At 73.0% G+C, this 19,989-nt stretch carries 17 protein-coding genes and 1 pseudogene; 9 read left to right on the plus strand and 9 right to left on the minus strand.

Annotated features, from left to right (window positions below; all coding sequences use genetic code 11):
* Positions 1-398 precede the first annotated feature (398 nt).
* The 5 genes from ACFXAZ_RS36400 (at position 399) to ACFXAZ_RS36420 (ending at position 6,255) form a co-directional block, all read left to right on the plus strand.
* On the plus strand, positions 399-2,015 hold the full coding sequence (locus tag ACFXAZ_RS36400) for an FAD-dependent oxidoreductase (protein ID WP_384600339.1): 1,617 nt from the start codon (positions 399-401) through the stop codon (positions 2,013-2,015).
* A 250-nt stretch (positions 2,016-2,265) separates the two neighbouring features.
* The gene (locus ACFXAZ_RS36405) at positions 2,266-2,718 is read left to right on the plus strand and encodes a phospholipase (RefSeq protein WP_384600342.1); all 453 of its coding nucleotides are present in this window, start codon (positions 2,266-2,268) and stop codon (positions 2,716-2,718) included.
* A 106-nt stretch (positions 2,719-2,824) separates the two neighbouring features.
* A complete protein-coding gene (locus ACFXAZ_RS36410) occupies positions 2,825-3,580 on the plus strand; it encodes a nucleoside phosphorylase (RefSeq protein ID WP_384600345.1) in 756 nt (251 codons plus the stop codon).
* Positions 3,581-4,415: 835 nt separating this feature from the next.
* Complete coding sequence (locus ACFXAZ_RS36415) at positions 4,416-5,087, plus strand: FadR/GntR family transcriptional regulator (RefSeq protein ID WP_384600348.1); 672 nt, start codon at positions 4,416-4,418, stop codon at positions 5,085-5,087.
* A gap of 238 nt (positions 5,088-5,325) precedes the next feature.
* Positions 5,326-6,255 (plus strand): PAC2 family protein, encoded by a 930-nt coding sequence (locus tag ACFXAZ_RS36420; protein ID WP_382687944.1) that lies wholly within the window; start codon positions 5,326-5,328, stop codon positions 6,253-6,255.
* 105 nt (positions 6,256-6,360) lie between these two features.
* Here ACFXAZ_RS36420 and mshC read toward each other — a convergent pair whose 3' ends face one another.
* The 4 genes from mshC to ACFXAZ_RS36440 form a co-directional block, all read right to left on the minus strand.
* Positions 6,361-7,590 (minus strand): cysteine--1-D-myo-inosityl 2-amino-2-deoxy-alpha-D-glucopyranoside ligase, encoded by a 1,230-nt coding sequence (gene mshC, locus ACFXAZ_RS36425; protein WP_384600352.1) that lies wholly within the window; start codon positions 7,588-7,590, stop codon positions 6,361-6,363.
* 182 nt (positions 7,591-7,772) lie between these two features.
* Complete coding sequence (locus ACFXAZ_RS36430) at positions 7,773-8,600, minus strand: SCO1664 family protein (RefSeq protein WP_384600379.1); 828 nt, start codon at positions 8,598-8,600, stop codon at positions 7,773-7,775.
* 107 nt (positions 8,601-8,707) lie between these two features.
* The gene (locus ACFXAZ_RS36435; protein WP_384600354.1) at positions 8,708-9,298 is read right to left on the minus strand and encodes a DUF3090 domain-containing protein; all 591 of its coding nucleotides are present in this window, start codon (positions 9,296-9,298) and stop codon (positions 8,708-8,710) included.
* 109 nt (positions 9,299-9,407) lie between these two features.
* Positions 9,408-10,094, minus strand: a complete 687-nt coding sequence (locus ACFXAZ_RS36440; protein ID WP_384600356.1) for a histidine phosphatase family protein — start codon at positions 10,092-10,094, stop codon at positions 9,408-9,410.
* Between the two features lie 62 nt (positions 10,095-10,156).
* Here ACFXAZ_RS36440 and corA point away from each other — a divergent pair, with 62 nt between their 5' ends.
* The gene (corA, locus tag ACFXAZ_RS36445; RefSeq protein WP_384600358.1) at positions 10,157-11,152 is read left to right on the plus strand and encodes a magnesium/cobalt transporter CorA; all 996 of its coding nucleotides are present in this window, start codon (positions 10,157-10,159) and stop codon (positions 11,150-11,152) included.
* 162 nt (positions 11,153-11,314) lie between these two features.
* Here corA and ACFXAZ_RS36450 read toward each other — a convergent pair whose 3' ends face one another.
* Complete coding sequence (locus ACFXAZ_RS36450) at positions 11,315-12,103, minus strand: ferritin-like domain-containing protein (RefSeq protein WP_384600361.1); 789 nt, start codon at positions 12,101-12,103, stop codon at positions 11,315-11,317.
* Positions 12,104-12,339: 236 nt separating this feature from the next.
* Positions 12,340-13,395: an LLM class F420-dependent oxidoreductase gene (locus tag ACFXAZ_RS36455; RefSeq protein ID WP_384600364.1), complete on the minus strand. Its 1,056-nt coding sequence runs from the start codon at positions 13,393-13,395 to the stop codon at positions 12,340-12,342.
* Between the two features lie 882 nt (positions 13,396-14,277).
* Here ACFXAZ_RS36455 and ACFXAZ_RS36460 point away from each other — a divergent pair.
* Positions 14,278-15,261, plus strand: a complete 984-nt coding sequence (locus tag ACFXAZ_RS36460) for an aldo/keto reductase (protein ID WP_382691743.1) — start codon at positions 14,278-14,280, stop codon at positions 15,259-15,261.
* Positions 15,258-17,522 carry a helix-hairpin-helix domain-containing protein gene (locus tag ACFXAZ_RS36465; protein WP_384600368.1) on the plus strand — a complete coding sequence of 755 codons (2,265 nt, stop codon included), beginning with the start codon at positions 15,258-15,260 and terminating at the stop codon, positions 17,520-17,522. The genes ACFXAZ_RS36460 and ACFXAZ_RS36465 overlap by 4 nt, the downstream gene beginning before the upstream one ends.
* Before the next feature lie 326 nt (positions 17,523-17,848).
* Here ACFXAZ_RS36465 and ACFXAZ_RS36470 read toward each other — a convergent pair whose 3' ends face one another.
* Positions 17,849-18,601 (minus strand): hypothetical protein, encoded by a 753-nt coding sequence (locus ACFXAZ_RS36470; RefSeq protein WP_384600371.1) that lies wholly within the window; start codon positions 18,599-18,601, stop codon positions 17,849-17,851.
* 47 nt (positions 18,602-18,648) lie between these two features.
* Between ACFXAZ_RS36470 and ACFXAZ_RS36475 the strand changes: the two genes are divergently transcribed.
* Positions 18,649-18,837: a DUF5703 family protein gene (locus ACFXAZ_RS36475; protein ID WP_384600374.1), complete on the plus strand. Its 189-nt coding sequence runs from the start codon at positions 18,649-18,651 to the stop codon at positions 18,835-18,837.
* 109 nt (positions 18,838-18,946) lie between these two features.
* Here ACFXAZ_RS36475 and ACFXAZ_RS36480 read toward each other — a convergent pair whose 3' ends face one another.
* Positions 18,947-19,801: a chaplin family protein gene (locus ACFXAZ_RS36480; protein WP_384600377.1), complete on the minus strand. Its 855-nt coding sequence runs from the start codon at positions 19,799-19,801 to the stop codon at positions 18,947-18,949.
* Between the two features lie 102 nt (positions 19,802-19,903).
* Positions 19,904-19,989: pseudogene (locus ACFXAZ_RS36485) on the minus strand (RNA methyltransferase); the annotation flags it as partial.

The following is a 19,989-nucleotide window of genomic DNA, read 5'->3' on the forward strand; positions in this document are numbered from 1 at the left end:
GCTGACCGCGTCGGCGACGGTGGCTGACCCGGGCCGGTGGCGGGGCGGGCCGGCACGAGCCGGCAGCGGTGGCTTGCACATGCGTCCGGCGGCCGACGTGAACCGACGACAGCCGCCGCACGCCGACGGAAGCCGACGGAGGCCGAGAACCGAGGACGCCGCCGACAGCTGACAGCCGCGCCGCCGACGAAGGCCGATGAAGGCCGATGAAGGCCGATGAAGGCCGATGAAGGCCGATGAAGGCCGACAACAGCTGGCAACGGCAGTCCGACGGACGCCACCCGACGCCAACAGCCGCCGCCGGACCCCAAACCGACGCCCGCGCGCGTACGCGTGCGCGCCGACAACACGAGAGCCGATGAGCCCCCACGGGCTCCGGTGAGGAGTGAGAACACCCCATGACCAGTCCGTCCACCCTGCGGTCCGTGCCCGCCCTGGGGACCCGCCCTGCCTCCGGCGCCCACCCGAGCCGGGCCGAGACCCGTGAGCGGCTCGACCGGGCGTCGTACGACCTTCTCGTCATCGGCGGCGGCATCCTGGGCATCTCCACCGCCTGGCATGCCGCGCAGTCCGGGCTCAGGGTGGCGCTCGTCGACGCCGGTGACTTCGCCGGTGCCACCTCCTCCGCCTCCTCCAAGCTGCTGCACGGCGGGCTGCGCTATCTCCAGACCGGCGCGGTGAAGCTGGTCGCGGAGAACCACGTCGAGCGGCGCGCGCTCTCCCGCCAGGTGGCCCCGCACCTGGCGAACCCGCTCACCTTCTATCTCCCGGTGTACAAGGGCGGACCGCACGGCGCGGCGAAGCTCGGCGCGGGCGTCTTCGCGTACTCGGCGCTGTCCGGGTTCGGCGACGGGGTGGGGCATCTGCTCTCCCCCGCGAAGGCCGCGCAGGACGTGCCCGAGCTGCGTACCGAGAACCTCAGGGCCGTGGCCGTGTACGGCGACGACCAGATGAACGACGCCCGGATGGCCCTGATGACGGTCCGCGCGGCCGTCGAGGCGGGCGCGGTGGTGCTCAACCACGCGGAGGTCACCGGCCTGCGCTTCACCAGGGGCCGGGTGAGCGGCGCCGAACTGAAGGACCGGCTCACGGGCGAGGAGTTCGGGGTGAGCGCCCGGCTGGTGCTGAACGCGACCGGCCCGTGGGTGGACCGGCTGCGCCGGATGGAGGACCCGGGCGCGGCCCCGTCCATCCGGCTGTCCAAGGGCGCCCATCTGGTGCTCAGGCGGACCTCGCCGTGGCGGGCGGCGCTGGCCACCCCGATCGACAGGTACCGGATCACCTTCGCCCTGCCCTGGGAGGACATGCTGCTGCTGGGCACCACGGACGAGGAGTTCGAGGGCGACCCGGCGGACGTCGCCGTCACCGAGCGGGACACCGCGCAGATCCTGGACGAGGCCGCGTTCTCGGTCCGGGACCAGCAGCTCGACCGGGAGCTGATCACGTACGCCTTCGCGGGGCTGCGGGTGCTGCCGGGTGGTCCCGGGGACACGGCGAAGGCGAAGCGGGAGACGGTGGTGACCGAGGGGCGGGGCGGGATGCTGTCCGTCGCGGGCGGCAAGTGGACGACCTTCCGGCACATCGGCCGTACGGTGATGCGCAAGCTGGAGTCGCTGCCGGGTCATCCGCTCGGCGAGGACTTCGAGCCGGTCGCCACACTGCCGAGGCAGCTGCCGCTGCCGGGCGTCGCCAACCCGCGCGCGGTCGCGCACCGGCTGCTGACGGACGGTCCGGCGCCGGGCCCGCGGATGGCCGCGGACACGGCCCGGCACCTCGCCACCCACTACGGTTCGCTGGCCTTCGACATCGCCCGCCTGGCCAACGAGAACCCCGAACTGGCCCGCCGCGTCCACCCCGACGCCCCCGAGATCTGGGCGCAGGTGGTGTGGGCGCGCGACCACGAGTGGGCCGAGACGCCGGACGACGTGCTGCGCCGCCGCACCACCCTGACGATCCGCGGCCTGGCGACGAACGAGGTCCGGACACGGGTTCAGGACATGCTCGACGAGAACTAGAACCCACGGGCGTACGCGCGTAGCCACGGCGCACAAGGAGCGGTTCCTTCACCGGAACCGCCCTTTCCGTATGCCCGCGCACCCGGGCGCACAGGGTGCCTCCCGTCCGTTCACCCGCCGATCGCCGGGCGCGCGGGAGAGTTCACGGCGCATTAGGGCACCTGCGGTGTAAGGGCGTTGATGAGACGTCAATCATCTTGTCATGAACCTGCGGCACGACCGACGGGCCGCAGCCTCATGGAGGTGTGCCTTGCACCGCAGACTCGCCACCGGTCTCGCCGCCTCGGCCCTGGCCGTGATCACCGTCGCCGCGACCGCCACCAGCGCCGCCGCCGCTCCCGCCGACAAGCCCCAGGTCCTGTCCAACTGGACCCAGACCAGCGCGTCCAGCTACACCACGTGGGCCGCCGCCCGCGCCAACCAGGGCGCCTGGTCCGCCTACCAGTTCGACTGGTCCACGGACTACTGCTCCTCCTCCCCCGACAACCCCTTCGGCTTCCCCTTCGCCAACTCCTGTGCCCGCCACGACTTCGGCTACCGCAACTACAAGGCCGCGGGCGCCTTCGACGCCAACAAGGCCCGCCTGGACAGCGCCTTCTACGAGGATCTCAAGCGCGTGTGCAACGGCTACAGCGGCGCCTCCAAGACCGCTTGCAACAGCACCGCCTGGACGTACTACCAGGCCGTCCGCGCCTTCGGCTGAGCGGCGCGGCGACACCGGGTGCGGGGGGTGTGAAAGCGGTGGGACAGGCGATTCGTATGATCGGCGTCGCCGCCCGCTCACCCCTCCGCCGCCTGGGAGTTGTCGTATGCCGCAGGATCGCCAGCCGCTCACCCGCATACCCCGCACCGGGCTGCCGGAGCATGCGGTCGTCGTGGGTGACCCGGGGCGGGCCGCGGATGTCGCCGCGCTGCTCGACGGCGCCGAGGAGGTGTCGTACCACCGCGAGTACCGGGTGTTCGCCGGGAGCTGGAAGGGCCTGCCGGTGGCCGTCGCCTCGCACGGGATCGGGGGGCCGGGCGCGATCCTGCTCTTCCAGGAGATGGCGGACGCGGGCGTGGGCACGTTTGTGCGGCTCGGTACGGCGGGGGCGATGCGGCCGGGCATCGGTGACGGCGAGCTGGTGATCGCGCAGGCCGCCGTGCGCGACGACGGGGTGACCGGGCAGTTGCTGCCGCCGGAGTACCCGGCCGTGGCCGCGCCGGAGGCGGTGCTGGCGCTGGAGCGGGCCGCGCGGGAGGCGGGGGCGGTGAGCCACCGGGGCATCGTGTGGACGCGGGCCGCGTTCCAGCCGGGACTGATCCCGCTGACGGCGTACGAGGGTGCCGGGCTCGCCGCGATCGAGATGGAACTGTCGGCGCTGCTGGTGACGGCGTCGCTGCGCGGGCTGGTCGCGGGCGGGGTGCTGGTGATCGACGGGGTCAACGCCGACGAACTCGCCGACGAACGGGCGACCGGCGCGTACGACCCACACCGGGAGGTGGTCACGTCCGGCGTCGAACGGGGCGCGGTGGTGTCACTGGAGGCGCTGCGGTTGCTGGCGGAGCGGGCGGGGGGCTGCTGAGCGGGGTGGGGTGGGGTAGTTGGATCGGCCCGGCGCCCGGACCTGGGCGGCGCCCGGATAGGCCCGGCACCTGGACCGACCCGACGCCCGGGCCTGGGCGGCGTCCGGATTGGCCCCGGCACCCGGACCGGGGCTGCGTCCGGACCGGGGGCGTCCGAATTGGCCCGGTGCCCGGGTTTGCCTGGCGTCCGGATCGACCCGGCGCCCGGATCACGCCGGAATCCGACCCGTCCCGGCGCCCTGGTCGCCCCGCGCCCGATCGACGTCGGCGCCCAGTTCCGGTCCGGTCCGGAACCGGACCTGGCGGCGGGCCCGGTGTGCAACCGGCCCGATCTGGATCGGACCTTCCCGAACCGGACCGAAGCGGACCCGCGCAAATCGGACCCGCCTGGATCGGTCCCATCATCGCGGGCGCCTCGGCACACCGGCCAGGCCCCCTCGGCAAAGTGCGGTCCAGCCGGCGAGCCCCTGCGGATCGGACCGGCCAAGACCGCCCGACCCGTGCAGATCGGACCCCGCCCGGACCGGACCAGGCATCGCAGGCCCCGCCCCACACCCGACCCCTCGCCACAAGTACGGTCCAGCCCGCAGGCCCTGCGGATCGGACCGGCCAGGACCGCCGGACCCGCGCAGGTCGGACCCACACGGACCGGACCCGCCATCGCGGGTACCCCGGCACACACCGGCCCTCCTCGGCACAGGTGCCGCTCAGACCACGGCCCCCTGCGGATCGGACCCGCACCCGCACCCCCCTGCCCCCGCTCACGTCCAGCCCACTGACCGCGCATAATGACGCTGAGACATCCGATGTCTGAGCGACCGGGGAGGCGGGGCCATGGCTGTCACCGACGAGGCGATCGAGAAGATCAAGGGAATGATCGTCTCCGGTGCGCTGCGGCCGGGCGACCGGCTGCCCAAGGAGAGCGAACTCGCCGCCGAGCTGGGCCTGTCCCGCAACTCCCTGCGCGAGGCCGTGCGCGCGCTGTCGCTGATCCGGATCCTGGACGTACGCCAGGGCGACGGCACGTACGTCACCAGCCTGGATCCCCAGTTGCTGCTGGAGGCGCTGAGCTTCGTCGTCGACTTCCACCGGGACGACACCGTCCTTGAGTTCCTCGCCGTGCGCCGCATCCTGGAGCCGGCCGCAACCGCGATCTCCGCCACCCTGATCGGCGAGCGGCAGCTCGACGCGCTCACCGCGCAGCTGGACGCGCTGGGCGGCGCCCCCTCGGTGGAGGAACTGGTCGCCGCCGACCTGGAGTTCCACCGCGCGATCGTGCAGGCGTCGGGCAACTCGGTGCTGTGCTCGCTGCTGGACGGGCTGTCCGGGCCGACCACCCGGGCCCGGATCTGGCGCGGGCTGACCCAGGAGGACGCGGTCAGCCGCACCCTGCACGAGCACCGGGCGATCCTCGGCGCGCTGCGCGACCGGGACGCGGAGGCGGCACGCGCGTGGGCGACCGTGCACATCGCGAGCGTGGAGCAGTGGCTGCGCTCCACGCTGTAGGTCCCGGACGCTATAGATCCCGCAATAGATCCCGCAATAGGTCCCGCAATAGGTCCCGGTGTAGATCCCGGCGTAGATCCCCGTGCTCGGATGATTCGCAGAGCTGTTCGTGGGGTGTTCCGGGGTGGTGGGCGGGGCAGTGATCCGTTCATCCCCCGTGCCAGGGGGCTGCGGGCGCCCGCGCCGCACGCCGTAAGGTTGGGTGGTCAGGCGAGGGCATGTCGGAAGGAGGCGCTGGGTGATCGAGCTGGAGGGGGTTCCCGAGCTGATCGACCCAGTGATGGTGGCCGCGTTCGAGGGCTGGAACGATGCCGGCGACGCCGCTTCCACCGCGGTCGCGCACCTGGAGCGGGAATGGAAGGGCGAGGTGTTCGCGGCGCTGGACGCCGAGGACTACTACGACTTCCAGGTGAACCGCCCCACGGTGTGGATGGACGACGGCGTGCGCAAGATCACATGGCCGACGACAAGGTTGTCCGTGGTCCGGGTCGGTGGCGAGAAGCCGCGCGACCTGGTGCTGGTGCGCGGCATCGAGCCGTCCATGCGCTGGCGCTCGTTCTGCAACGAGCTGCTGGGCTTCGCCCACGAGCTGGGTGTGGAGCTGGTGGTGATCCTGGGCGCGCTGCTCGGCGACACCCCGCACACCCGTCCGGTCCCGATCAGCGGCACCACGTCCGATGCGGACCTGGCACAGCGGATGGACCTGGAGGAGACCAAGTACGAGGGCCCGACCGGCATCGTCGGGGTGCTCCAGGAGGCGTGCACGCACGCGGGCGTCCCGGCGGTGTCGCTGTGGGCGGCCGTGCCGCACTACGTCTCGCAGCCGCCGAACCCGAAGGCGACGCTGGCGCTGCTCAACCGCCTCGAAGACCTGATCGACGTCCGGATCCCGCTGGGCGAGCTGGCGGAGGACGCGCGGGCCTGGCAGGTCGGGGTGGACCAGCTGGCCGCCGAGGACAGCGAGGTCGCCGAGTACGTGCAGTCGCTGGAGGAGGCCCGCGACACCGCGGAGCTGCCCGAGGCGTCCGGTGAGGCAATCGCCCGCGAGTTCGAACGCTATCTGCGGCGCCGGGACGGCGGCGCGGCCCCGCCGACACCGGGCGAGCGGACCCGCCCGCCGAAGCCCCCGAAGTCGGCGACGGACGACGATGAATCGTCGGAGGACTGAGCAAGGACCGTAGGACCGCGGACCGGGGCTCAGGGAGTACGGAGGAGGGAGGCGCACCCCGGGGTGCGCCTCCCTCCTGTGTTGACCGGCTGACCGTCCGCGTCCCTAGAGCGCCACGCCGAGCAGCGCGTCCACGGCCCGTGATACGACGCCGGGGGCGCCGATGTCCGTACCGCCCCGGTCCTGCTGGAGCGCGGCCCAGCGGTCCACGGCGGTGAGGGCGGCCGGGGCGTCGAGATCGAGGGCGAGGGCGTCACGGATCTCGTCGACCAGGGCGTCGGCCGGGGGGCCGTCGGGCCGGGAGACGGCGGCGCGCCAGCGCTCCAGGCGGGCCTCGGCGTCGGCGAGGACCTGGTCGGTCCACTCCCAGTCGGCGCGGTAGTGGTGGGCGAGCAGGGCGAGGCGGATGGCGGCGGGGTCGACTCCGTCGCGGCGCAGCTGGGAGACGAAGACCAGGTTGCCCTTGGACTTCGACATCTTCTCGCCGTTCAGGCCGACCATGCCGGCGTGGACGTATGCCTTGGCCATGGGGAACTCGCCGGTGAGCACCTGGGCGTGCGAGGCGCCCATCTCGTGGTGCGGGAAGGCGAGGTCGGAGCCGCCGCCCTGGACGTCGAAGCCCATGCCGAGGTGGTCCAGGGCGATGGCGACGCACTCGATGTGCCAGCCGGGGCGTCCGCGGCCCAGGGAGCCGCCGTCCCAGCTGGGGTCGCCGTCACGGGCCGCCAGCCACAGCATCGGGTCGAGGGGGTTCTTCTTGCCGGGGCGGTCCGGGTCGCCGCCGCGCTCGGCGGACAGCAGCCGCATGGCGGCGGCGTCCAGGTGGGAGACCTGCCCGAAGTGCGGGTCGGCCTCGATGGAGAAGTAGACGTCGCCTTCGAGGTCGTAGGCGGCGCCGAGGTCACGCAGGCGCTCGACCAGCGGGACGATGCCGGGTATGGCCTCGACGGCCCCTATGTAGTGCCGCGGGGGCAGCATCCTCAGGGCGGTCATGTCCTCGCGGAAGAGGGTCGTCTCCTGCTCGGCGAGGGCGGTCCAGTCGACGCCGTCGCGCTGCGCCCGCTCCAGCAGCGGGTCGTCGACGTCGGTGACGTTCTGGACATAGTGGACCTGGCGCTTGGTGTCGAGCCACACGCGCTGCACGAGGTCGAACGCGTTGTAGGTCGCCGCGTGCCCCATGTGGGTCGCGTCGTACGGCGTGATGCCGCAGACGTAGATACGGGCGACGGGACCGGGGTCGAGGGAGACGAGTCCACCGGTCGCGGTGTCGTGGATCCTCAGGTCGCGGCCCTGACCAGGCAGGGCGGGGACCTCGGAAGCGGGCCAGGCATGCATGACTTGAGCCTAACCGGACCACAGTTACGTGTACGAACCGGACCGGGCCGGATAGCCGGTAAGGCGGTCTTGCGGAATCGGCACCCATATGCACCCGGGCACCCATGTGCGCCTAGGTACCCATTTGCACCTATGCGCCTATTTATACCTAAGCACCGATTTATACCTCCGCGCCGGTGGCTCTACACCGGTGGCCAGGGGATGGCCGGCCAGTCGCCCGTCGGCTGGGGGTGGACCCCGGCGGTCAGGAGGGCGGTGATCCGGGCGCGGGTGGCGTCGAGTTCGGCGGGGGTGATCAGGGCGGTGAGTCGCGCCGCCAGGGGGGCGCCCGGTGCGAGGGCGTCCTTCAGGCGGGTGAGGGCGGTGGTGGCGTCAGGGAGGAGGGGTTCGCCCGCCCAGCCCCACAGGAGGGTGCGGAGTTTGGTCTCGGCGTTGAAGGTGACGCCGTGGTCGATGCCGTAGAGGTGGCCGTCGGCGGTGGGGAGCAGATGACCGCCCTTGCGGTCGGCGTTGTTGATCACGGCGTCCAGGACGGCCAGGCGGCGCAGCTGCGGGTCGTCGGCGTGCACCAGGAGCGCGGTCCGGTCCTCGGCGACCTCGGCGAGGCCGATGGCCTTCCAGCCGGGCTCGGGTTCCTCGCCGTCCACCAGGGCGAGCAGGTCGGCGTCGGGGGTGGCCTCGATCCACAGCTGGACCATGCCCTCGCCGTAGGGTCCCTCGCGCAGCACGGTCGGCGGGATCAGGTCCCAGCCGGTGGCCGCGCCGACCTCGTAGGCGGCCACCTCGCGCTGGGCGAGGGTGCCGTCGGGGAAGTCCCACAGCGGGCGTTCCCCGGCGACCGGCTTGTAGACGCAGGCGGCCTCGCGGCCCTGGTGGGTGATCGTGCAGTACAGGGCCGCGTTGGAGGCGTCACGGATCCGGCCGCGCACGGTCAGCTCACCCTCGGTGAGCAGGTCGACGGGCCGCTGGACGGGCGATCCGGCGGACGGGCCGACGGGATGGCCATCCATCTGCTCGGCGGGGTGGCCGTCAGACCGCTCGACAGGGTGACCGGCGGACTGCTCGGCGGGATGGCCGTCAGACCGCTCGGCGGGCGATGGGGGCGGCGCCTCGGAGGTCACGCTCCGCGGCGGTATCCGTTCTGGCGCGGACATACGTGTCCTTCCGGGTCGAGCGGCAGGCTGCACAGCGGGCACGGCGGCCGGCCGGCGTTGACGACGTCCAGCGCGCGTTTGGCGAAGGCTCGGGCCTGGGCACCGGAGAGCCGGACCCGCAGCATCGGGGGTCCGTTCTCCTCGTCCTGGAGGAGCCGCTCCTCGGCCTCGGCGAGATCCTCGTCGGTGTCGGCGTCCAGTTCCACCAGCGCCTGCGCCTCGACGATCATGCGCTGTTCCTCGCCGTCCCAGGCGAGGGCCATGGTGCCGACCCGGAACTCCTCCTCGACGGGGGTGTCCAGGGGGCCGGTGTCGGCGACCTCGGTGGGTGCCACGGCCGGGACGGCCGCGCTGCCGCCACTGCGCCGTACGACCTCGTCCAGCAGCTCGTCCATGCGTTCGGCGAGGGCGGCGACCTGGGTCTTCTCCAGGGCCACGCTGGTCACGCGGGGGCCGGCGGTGGCCTGGAGGAAGAACGTACGGCGTCCGGGCAGTCCGACCGTACCGGCCACGAAGCGGTCCGGGGGGTCGTAGAGGAACACCTGACGGGACACGTCCAGCTCCATAGCAGTCGAGAAGGGAATCGGCGGTGGTGGGGGATCGCGGGCGACGCTGCTCGGTTTCGCGGCTCCTGCAACCGCTCAACCCTACTGCGGCCGTCGATCACGGTGCGCCCGCACCACCACCGACCGGGGCGTCCCCCTCCGGGGGTGCCTCGCGCGGCACCAGGGAGGCGAAATCGCCGGTGTCGCCGAGCCGGAGCAGGAAGGGCCGCAGCCGGGTGTACCGGATCACGGTGATCGAACAGGGTTCGACGGAGATCCGCTGGAACAGGTCGAGATGGAGTCCGAGCGCGTCGGCGACCAGCGACTTGATGATGTCGCCGTGCGAGCACATGAGATAGACGGCGTCGGCGCCGTGATCGCGCTCCACGCGCGCGTTCCACTCGCGTACGGCCTCGGCGGCGCGGTGCGCCATGGCGCGCATGGACTCGCCGCCGGGGAACGCGGCGGCCGACGGATGGGACTGGACGAGGTCCATCAGCGGCTCGCCGGTCAGCTCGCCGAGCTTGCGGCCGGACCAGTCGCCGTAATGGGCCTCGCCGATCCGCTCGTCCTCGCGGACGGTCAGTGCGGGGCGGGCGTCCAGGAGCGGCTGGACGGTCTCCCGGCAGCGTGTGAGAGGGCTGGTGACGACTTCGGCCAGCGGCAGCGCGGCGAGCCGTGAGGGCACGCTCGCGGCCTGTTCCCGGCCGCGTTCGTCGAGTACGACACCGGGGGTCCAGCCGGCGAGCAGGCCCGCGGTGTTGGCGGTGGAGCGTCCGTGCCTCAGAAGGATCAGCGTGGGCATGCCGACCAGGGTAGGCGTACCACCGGGTGCGGCGGCGGGTCGCCGGCGGGAGAATGCGCAGGGTGATCGTGGACTGCGCCATCTACCGCGACGGGCGGCGCACGGAGGCGCCGGAGGACTTCTCGGCGGCACTCGCCGAGGCCCGCGCGGGCGGCGGATTTGTGTGGATCGGTCTGCATGAGCCCACGCCGGGCGAGTTCGACCTGGTCACGGAGGAGTTCGGGCTGCATCCGCTGGCCGTGGAGGACGCCCTGAAGGCGCATCAGCGGCCCAAGCTGGAGGTGTTCGACGACTCGCTGTTCGTCGTGCTGAAGCCGGTGCTGTACGAGCCGGAGGGCGACACCGTCACCAGCGGCGAGGTGATGATCTTCATCGGGGACGGCTTCGTGGTGACCGTGCGTCACGGCGAGGGCGCTCCGCTGGCGGCGGTACGGCACCGGCTGGAGCATGACCCGCAGCTGCTCGGCAAGGGGCCCACGGCGGTCGTGTACGCCATCTCGGACGCCGTGGTCGACCACTATCTGGAGGTCGCGGGCGAGTTGCAGACCGACCTGGAGGAGCTGGAGGCGGAGGTCTTCTCGCCGGAGGGCGGCGGCTCGCGGAACGCGGCGCTGCGGATCTACTCCTTCAAACGGCAGGTCCTGGAGTTCCGCCGGGCGTCCGTGCCGCTGGCGCTGCCGCTGACCCGGCTCGCGGGGCTCGGCCCGTTCGGCGGCGGGGTGCCGTTCGTGAACCACAAGGCGCGGCCGTACTTCCGTGATGTCAATGACCATCTCGCGCGCGTGAACGAGGCCGTGGAGAGCCTGGACCGGCTGGTGTCGGACATCCTGTCGGCGCAGCTGGCGCAGATGAGCGTGCGGCAGAACGACGACATGCGCAAGATCTCCGCCTGGGCGGCCATGGCGGCGGTGCCGACGATGATCGCGGGCATCTACGGCATGAACTTCGACCACATGCCCGAGCTGCACTGGATCTGGTCGTATCCGGCGGTGATCGCGCTGATGGCCGTGCTGGTGACGGCGCTGTACCGGGGGTTCAAGCGGCGGGGCTGGATGTAGCGGGAGCGAGAACGGAACGGGAGCGGTGGTCGGGAGCGGTGGTCGGTAACGGCACGCCCCACGCACGGCACGCGCGCGTGGGGCGTTTTCTGCGTCCTGGTGGGGCGTTTTCGGCGTCCTATGGGGGCGATTTTCGTGGAGCCGGGCTCGGCGGAGCCAGGCTCAGGCGAACTCGGGTGCCGCGCCGGGCGCCCCGCCGAGCGCGTCACGACGTTGCGGCATCTTCAGCGACACCATGCGCCGCCAGCCACCCAGACGCTCGTACCCGTAGACGGCGTGGATGCCGAGGGCCAGGACGGCCGCCTTGGGCCGGGACCAGCCCAGGACGCGCCCCATCTGGGCCATGACGGCGAGGCTGACGTCCCGGTAGATCCGGATCTCGGCGAGGGCGCAGGTGCGCAGGGTGCGGTGAATGGCCCGGCCGTGCCCGGCACGCGCGTAGCGCAGCAGTTCCTCGTGGCAGTAGGCGAGATGGTTGTCCTCGTCGTGGGAGATCATTCTCACCGCGCGGCCGATGTCGGGGTGGTCCCCGAAGTACCTGAGCAGCATCTCCATCTGCTCCGAGGCACGCTGCTCGGTGACCCGGCTGTGGGCGAGATAGGTGAGGACGTCCTGGAGGGTCAGGGCCTGGTCGCTCTTGAGCTTCTCGTGGGCGAGACCGATGCCGTTCTTCTCCAGGAGCATGGTGTAGTCGGTCGCGGACGGTACGTCGACGGGTTCGAGGCCGCGCTTCTTCATCAGGGCGTTGAAGATCCGCCCGTGCTTGTCCTCGTCGGCGCCGTGCCGGGTGATCTTGGGGGCGAGGTCACGCTCGCCCGCGGGCACGAGCGCGGCGATGCGGGCGTTCTCCCAGCCGCCCTGCGACTCACCGCTGGCGGCGATGGAGCAGAACAGCCGGAAGGACTCGTCGTTGTCGAGGATCTCCTGGAACAGACTCTTGGCCGAAAGCATCTGAGGCACCCTCTCTGGAGGAACTCCGCAAAGAACGAGTCAAATGCCCGCGCAGAGGTGCTGCAACAGTTGTGTCGGACAACTCCGCCAAAAGAAGGACCCGGGGATTGCGCCGGAGGCGTAACCGCGCGCGCTCCGGCGCGTTGTTCCCGTGACGGCCGTGGCGGGGAAGACCCCCGAGCCCCCACCACGGCCGCAGAAACTTCCCCCCTCCTGCCCCTCCGGGTGACGCCGTGTCACGCGAGCCCGGCGCGCTCCAGGGCCTCGGTGCCGGCGCGCAGCGCGGCGAGCCGCTCGTCCAGGGTGAATCCGGCAGGGGCCAGCGTGAGGGTGGTGACACCGGCCGCCGCGTACGCCTTCATCCGGTCGGCGATCCGGTCCACGGAGCCGATCAGCGTGGTGGAGTCGATGAGGTCGTGCGGTACGGCGGCTGCGGCGCCCTGCCTGTCGCCCCCGAGGTACTTCTCCTGGATCTCGGCGGCGGCCTGCTCGTAGCCCATGCGCTGGGCGAGCTGGTTGTAGAAGTTCTGCTTGCGGCTGCCCATGCCGCCGACGTAGAGGGCGGTGTAGGGACGGAAGGTGTCGGCGAGGGCGGTGATGTCCTTGTCGTCGCCGAGAGCGAGGGGGACGGTGGGGCAGACGTCGAAGCCGTCCAGTGTCCGGCCGGCCTTCTCGCGTCCCGCGCGGAGGTATGTCAGCGCGGTGTCCTCCAGGTGGTCGGGCGCGGCGAAGATCAGCAGGGCGCCCTCGGCGATCTCGCCGGTCTGCTCCAGGTTCTTCGGGCCGATCGCGGCGATGTACAGCGGGATGTGCTCGCGCTGGGGGTGCACGGTCAGCTTGATCGGCTTGCCGGGGCCGCCCGGCAGCGGCAGCGTCCAGTGCGCGCCCTCGTAGGACAGGCGCTCACGGGTCATCGCCCTGCGGACGATCTCGACGTACTCGCGGGTGCGGGACAGCGGTTTGTCGAACTTGACGCCGTACCAGCCCTCGGACACCTGCGGCCCGGAGACGCCGAGCCCGAGCCGGAACCGGCCGCCGGAGAGGGAGTCGAGGGTGGCGGCCGTCATCGCCGTCATCGCGGGCTGGCGGGCCGGGATCTGGAAGATGGCCGAGCCGACGTCGATCCGCTCGGTCTGCGCCGCCACCCAGGTCAGCACGGTGGCCGCGTCCGAGCCGTACGCCTCGGCGGCCCAGCACACCGCGTAGCCCAGCCGGTCGGCCTCCTTGGCGACCGCCAGATTGTCCGCGTCCATCCCGGCACCCCAGTATCCGAGGTTGATCCCGAGCTGCATGGCCGATCCCCTTACCCGTCAGTAACGTCCCTGTGTCCGCAGACCCTAGCGCGGGGCGGACCGGGGGGCGAGATGGCTGTGACGAGGGTCGCGGTGAGGGGTGGGGGTGGGTGAGCGGGGTGGGGGTTTCGGAGGAGGCGCGGGGCCGGTTGTGGAGGGGTGGGGTGAGAGGGCGTTTCGGGGCGCGGTCGAATGAGGTGGACGGGACCCTCGGCGGCGAGCGGCGAGCGTAGGCGCCGGTCCGAAGCCGAACCGGAAGCCAGGAGCGTGACGGGCGCGTTCGGCAAGCATCGGGCGGGAGAGGGGCGCGGGCCGGCTGCTCGCCGCTGGGGCAGGGCGCTCGGCGTCTCAACGGATACGGGGTCGCCGAGAACCGGCTCGGCTGCCGGTGAGCGGGCTCGGTGGTGCGCACCTCACCCCGCGACTCACCTCACTCCGCCTCACCGCGCCGCGCCGCACCGCCCATCCGGATCGGTCGTCACGGAAGGGACCGCCCGACGGGCACGCCCCCGCGCCCAACCGGCGTCCGACAGCGGACGCGCATCACGGTGACCAAGACCCGGGCGCCCGCCACCCCGACCCACCCCGGACGCCGCGGCCGAGCGAGACAGCACCTGCCGGTGCCGGTGCCGACCGGCCGCGCACACCCCCCGCACACCACCCGCCGCGCGGCAGCGCACCAGCAGCGCGCCCGTGGCGCGGTGGGCAGTGGCCGGGCCCCACCCTCGGGGCCGCCGGGCCGCCCGGGGCCGGGGCAGCCCCGTTCGGGGTGTGCGGGCCTGTGGCCATGGGCTTCGCCGGTCACGGTGAGGTGGCTGTCGGGGCGGCCGGTTGTGCACTGGCCACCCACGGGGCCAGTTCTGGCCAGTACTCTCGGCGTTCATGGAGCAGAGGCATCTCGGCCGCACCGGCCTGCGCGTGTCCCGCATCGGTCTCGGCACCCTCACCTGGGGCAGAGACATCGACGAGCACGACGCGGCGGACCTCTTGAAGACCTTCTGGGAGGCGGGCGGGAACCTGATCGACACGGCGGACGTGTACGGCGACGGGGAGGCCGAGTATCTGCTCGGGCGGCTCATAGACGGCTTCGTGCCGCGCCGCGATGTGGTCATCTCCACGAAGGCGGGCAGCGTGCCCGACCCGGACCGCCGCTTCAACGGCTCGCGCGGCCATCTGCTCGCCGCCCTGGACGCCTCCCTCGCCCGCCTCGGCACGGACTACGTCGACCTCTGGCACATCCACGCCTTCGACCCCGACACCCCGCTGGAGGAGTCCCTCCAGGCCCTCGACCTCGCGGTGGCCAGCGGTCGCGCCCGCTACGCCGGGGTCTCCAACTTCTGCGGCTGGCAGCTCGCCAAGGCCGCCACCTGGCAACTCGCCGCCTCCGGCACCCGTACCCGGCTGTGCAGTACGCAGATGGAGTACTCGCTCCTCCAGCGCGGCGTCGAGCGCGAGGTCCTGCCCGCCGCGCTCGATCTGGGCATCGGGCTGCTGCCCTCCTCCCCGCTGGGGCGCGGCGTGCTCACCGGCAAGTACCGCGAGGGTCTGCCCATGGACTCGCGGGGCGCCTCGGAGCACCTGGCGCCGTTCGTCGAGCCGTATCTCGACGACACCGCGAGCCGGATCGTGGAAGCGGTGATCACGGCCGCCGACGGGCTCGCGGTGACCCCCCTCCAGGTCGCCCTCGCCTGGATCCGGGACCGGCCCGGAGTGACCGCGCCCATCGTCGGCACGCGCAACGCGCAGCAGCTCAGCGCCGCGTTGTCAGTGGAGGCGCTTAGTCTTCCTGACGAGATCTGCCGGGCGCTCGACGATGTGTCGGCGCCCGTGCACCGCTATCCCGATCACGACTGGAGCACGCTGTGAGCACGGAGCCGGAGAGCACGGAGGAGAACACGGCCGAGGGCCCTCCGGACACACCGGACACGACCGGGGCGACCGGGGCGACCAATGCGGGCGACGCGGCCGACGGGACAGACACGCCCGACGGCGTGCCCTCGGGTGACTCCCCGACCCCCGACACCGCAGCCCAGCTCACCGAGGCCGAGGCCGAACTGGCCGCACAGCGTCGGGAGCGGGAGCGGATCGAGCGGCGCAAGGCGGAGAAGGCGGCCCCCATCGCCAGCGGAGCCAAGCTGAACGGCAAGGCGGCCGATCTGCTCGCGGCGGTACGAGCGGTGGAGAGCGGCGAGAAACCCGCCACGACCGTGTTCGCAGAGCCAGAGCCTGCGGCAGCGCCGGACCCGGGACAGGGACAGGGACAGGGACAAGAGCCGAAATCCGCTCCGCGCCCCGCCCCCGCCCTCTCCCCCACCCCGGCCCCCTCCCCCGAGCCGGGCGGGCGCCCGGCACCGGTGGCCGCCGAGACGCCCGCGGGCCCCACCGCCGAAGCCGTCGCCGCCGTACGGCAGGTGCTGGCCGGTGGCGGTGCCCCCGAGGCGCTCGCCCCGCAGATCGCCGAGGCCCTCGGCGGGGACGCGCCCGACCTGCTGCGCGAGGACCCCTGGCGGCTGCTGGGGGTCGCCGGGGTACGGCCCGAGCAGGCGGACGGCTTCGCGCGGGCGCTGCTGGGCGCGGAGTGCCGTCCGGACGACGCGCGGCGGGGCCGCGCGGTCACCTGCTGGCTGCTGGAACAGGCGGCGCTCGCCGGACACACCGTCCTCGACCTGCCCGCCCTCCTCACCGCCCTGGGACAGCGCGGGGTACCCGACCCGGACGAGGCCGTGGAACACACCCTCGCCGAGGGTGAGGCACTGCTCTTCCACGACCCTCTGGACGAGCCCGGCGCCCCGGCCGCACCGGACACCGGGCAGGAGGAGGCCGAGGGCGCGGAGGAGGCCGAGCGGCCGGTCCGCGTGCTGGTCGGGCTTGAGCGGTACGCGCTCGCCGAGGAGAGCCTCGCCGACGGGCTGGCCCGGCTGATCACCTCGGTACCGAAGCAGGACGGTTCGGCCGAGGACTGGGAGCGGGCCGCCGACGGGGCCGAGGGGGCCGCCGCCGAGCTGATCCGCGCCGTCGCGGGACACGGTCTGGTGCTGCACACCGGCGCCGAGGCGTCCCTCGCCGAACCGGCCGCGCTGCTGGACGCGGCGCACGCGCTCGGGCTGCGCGCCTGGGCGGCGACCCGTTCGCCGGTGGGCCGGGAGCGGTTCGCGGCCCGGGTCGAGGGGCCCGGGACGGCCACCGTCGCCGGGCTGCTGTCGGGCGTCCAGGGTCCCGGCCGGGATCCGGAAGGCGCCCTCGACCTGGATCTGCTCGTCGTCCTCGACGCGCCTCAGCTGGACGTGGAGAGCGCCGCGCTGCTCACCGAGTCGCTGCCGGACGGCGCCCGGCTGGTGCTGGCCGGTGACCCCGCGGTGCTGTGGTCGGCGGGGCCCGGCCGGGTCTTCGCCGATCTGCTGGCGGCCCGGTACTGCCCGCAGATCGCCTCCCGCCGCCCGGACCCGGGCCCGCTGGGCGAGCTGGTCTCGGGCATCGGCATCGGCGAGCTGGCCCAGGTCGACGCGCCCGGCAAGGAGATCGTCATCGTGCCGGTACGGGACGCGGGCGAGGCCGTGCACCGGACCGTCCAGCTGGTCGCGGACTCCGTGCCCCGGGCGATCGGCGTGCCCGCCGAGGAGACGGTCGTGATCACCCCGGGCCTTGGCGGCGCCGCGGGCACCCGCGCGCTCAACGCGGCCCTCAAGGAACGGCTCAATCCGGGCCCCGGCCGCTTCGGCGGCTTCGACCCCGGCGACCGGATCGTGCACTCCCCGGCGCCGGGCCGCGCCGTGCCGGGCACGGTGGAGACGGCGGACGCCGACGGGCTGCACCTGTCGTGCGCGGGCGAGCGGATCGTCGTACCGAAGGACCGGGTGGCGCAGTCCGTGCGGCACGGCTGGGCGCTGACCGCGCACCAGGCGGTGGGGGCGCGCTGGCCGGCCGTGGTCGCGGTGCTGCCCGGCGATGCCGCGCAGGCCCTCAGCCGGCCGTGGGTGTACACGGCGTTCGGTCGCGCGGACCGTCATCTGTCGGTGGTGCACGGCGTGGAACAGGCGCTGTCCAAGGCCGTGGCCGAGGTCCCGGCCAAGCCCCGCACGACCCGTCTGCCGGCGCTCCTGCGCCCTCAGCTCCCGGCCTCCGGCTGACCACCGGCCCACACCCAAAGGTGACGGCGGGGGGGGGGGGGGGGGGGGGCCCCCCCCCCCCCCCCCCCCCCCACCCCCCCCACCACGCTCACACACCCTCACAAAACCACTATGGCGGGGGGGGGGGGGTGGGACACCCCCCCCCCCCCCCCCCGCCGATCACCACCGCTCAGCACCTGCCGTCGAGATCATCCCGATGCCGCGAGCCACGGCACGCACCGCTCCCACGGCCCCACCGGACGCCGGGCACGTGCTTCACGACAGGTCCGGTCAGGGCGTCATCCTCCCCGGTCCGCCAGGCGACGCGAAGACGACGGGAAAAGGCCCTAGCGGTGATCCGCGTCCAGCGGCTCCAGGTCCTCGTCGTCGTCCAGCTCGTCCAGCTCCACCTCGTCGACCTCATCGACGTCGTCGACATCGCCGACGTCATCGGCATCATCGGCGTCCTCCGGGTCCTCGCCGTCGTCCTCCTCCTCGTCGAAGACGGAACTGACGTCGAAGCGGCACACCACCCGCTGCGGATCGACCTGGTCGAACGGGGCGTCCAGCCACTCGCCGGGGTCGGCCGACTCGTCCGCCGCCGTCACCCACAGCGTGGAATCGCCCTCCTCCAGACCGAACTCCTTGTGCCGCGAGGCGATCTCGTCCGGCTCGTACTCCCCGAACAGCACCCCGAGCGCCCCGTGCAGGGTGCCCGCCGTCCGGTCACCCGCCGCGCCGTCCTCCTGGTCCACCGCCTCGATCCGCTGGGCCTGCGCCAGCAGCCGCTGCGGCTCCGCGACCGCGTAGTCACGGCGGATCAGCACACTGAGCGCGTTCGGCTCCTCGGGACCGGTGTACGGGGGCAGCGCGTCCTCCGCGCCGGGGATCTCGAAGGGCGTGACCTCGTCGTAGCGGTCGTAGAGCAGCTCGTCGTACGCCTCGGCCGCCGCGGCGAGCTGGTTGAACGCCTCGTACACGGCCTGGTCGTCCTCCTCGGACCGGCGTTCGACCGCGGCCAGGTGGCGGTCGAGCGCGGTCTTGACCGCCTCGGCGGCGGCACGTACCTCGGCAGCGGTGGGCTGCGCAGCATCAGACATAGTGCAGACGCTATCCGTACCGGGCCCCAGCCCGCACAATAGATGCGATGCCGGAATACGAATTTGTCGACGTCCACGTACCGCGCGGGGTTTCCCGCAAGGAAGCGGCACGTCTGCTGACCGACCACGCCGAGTACGGAAACTGGGAGTTGTACCGCCTGAGCCTGCTGCGCGACGGCAGCCGCCGGGTGCGGCTGCGCCGGCGGATCATCCGCCAGGTCCGCGCGACCTGGTGATCCGGCCGGTACGCGCGGAGGGACCCGCGCGGCGGTACACACGCATACAAAGCGGGCCCCGCCGAGACAGGGCCCGCTCCGTCGGACGCGTCCGGTGCGGCGGCTCGGGTTACGCCGAGATCCGCGCCCGGCGGTAGAGGACCGCGCCCGCGAGCAGCGCCCCCGCGCCCAGTCCGAGCGCCCCGCCCAGCGGCAGCGAGCCACCGGTCTCCGCGAGCTGCGCCGAGCCGTCCGGCTGGGCGACGGAGAGGGTCGCGGGCCGGTTGCCGGAGGAGACGGGGGTGCCAGGTGTCCCGACGCCCGGTCCGGGCGGGGTGGCCGGCTCCACCGGGTTTCCGGGGATGCCCGGATTGCCGGGGGTGCCCGGGGTACCCGGCTCACCAGGGTTTCCGGGAGTTCCGGGATTACCGGGGGTACCAGGGTTGCCGGGATTGCCGGGCTCCCCGGGGTTGCCCGGTGTCGACGGGTTCGGCGGGGGCGTGGTCGCCGGGCCGCCCGGCGGGGTGACCGGCTGTTCGCCGTACCCGCCGCCCCCGTTGCCGCAGTCGTTGCCGGTCGTGGAGTTGCCGATGCCGATGACGTCGACGGTGTTGCCGCAGACGTTGACCGGCACGTGCACCGGCGCCTCGACGTGGTTGCCGGAGCCGACGCCGGGTGAGCCGCCGGTGCGGCCCTGGGCGTGGGAACCGCCGGCATTCCCCGAGCCGGCGGACGGTCCCGCGCCCTTGTTGCCGCAGGTGTTGCCCATCGACGGGTTGAGCACCCCGACGACGTTCACGGTGTTGCCGCACACATTGACCGGCACGTGCACCGGCGCCTGCACCGAGTTCCCGGAGAGGACGCCGGGTGAACCGGCGGCCTGGCCGCGGGCGGCGGAGTCGGCGTGGGCCGTACCGCCCGCGGCGGCGATCACACCGGTCGCGGCGGCCATGGTCATCAGTCCCTTGCGGGTGACCTGTCGCATTGCTGGATTCCTGCCTTCGACATGTGAGAAGCGGTAGAAGACGATCGGCCCCCCCGGGGGGGGGGGGGCCGAGTGTCAGCGCGAGGGGCCGGGCGGGGGCGGGGGCCCGCGGCCCCGGGCGCCGGCCCCCCCCCGGGTCTCCTCGGGCAGGCCCCACGCCTCGTTGCCGAACACCCACGCGGTGGGGC

It is taken from the genome of Streptomyces sp. NPDC059477 (genome assembly GCF_042749375.1).
In the GTDB taxonomy this organism is placed as follows: Bacteria; Actinomycetota; Actinomycetes; order Streptomycetales; family Streptomycetaceae; genus Streptomyces.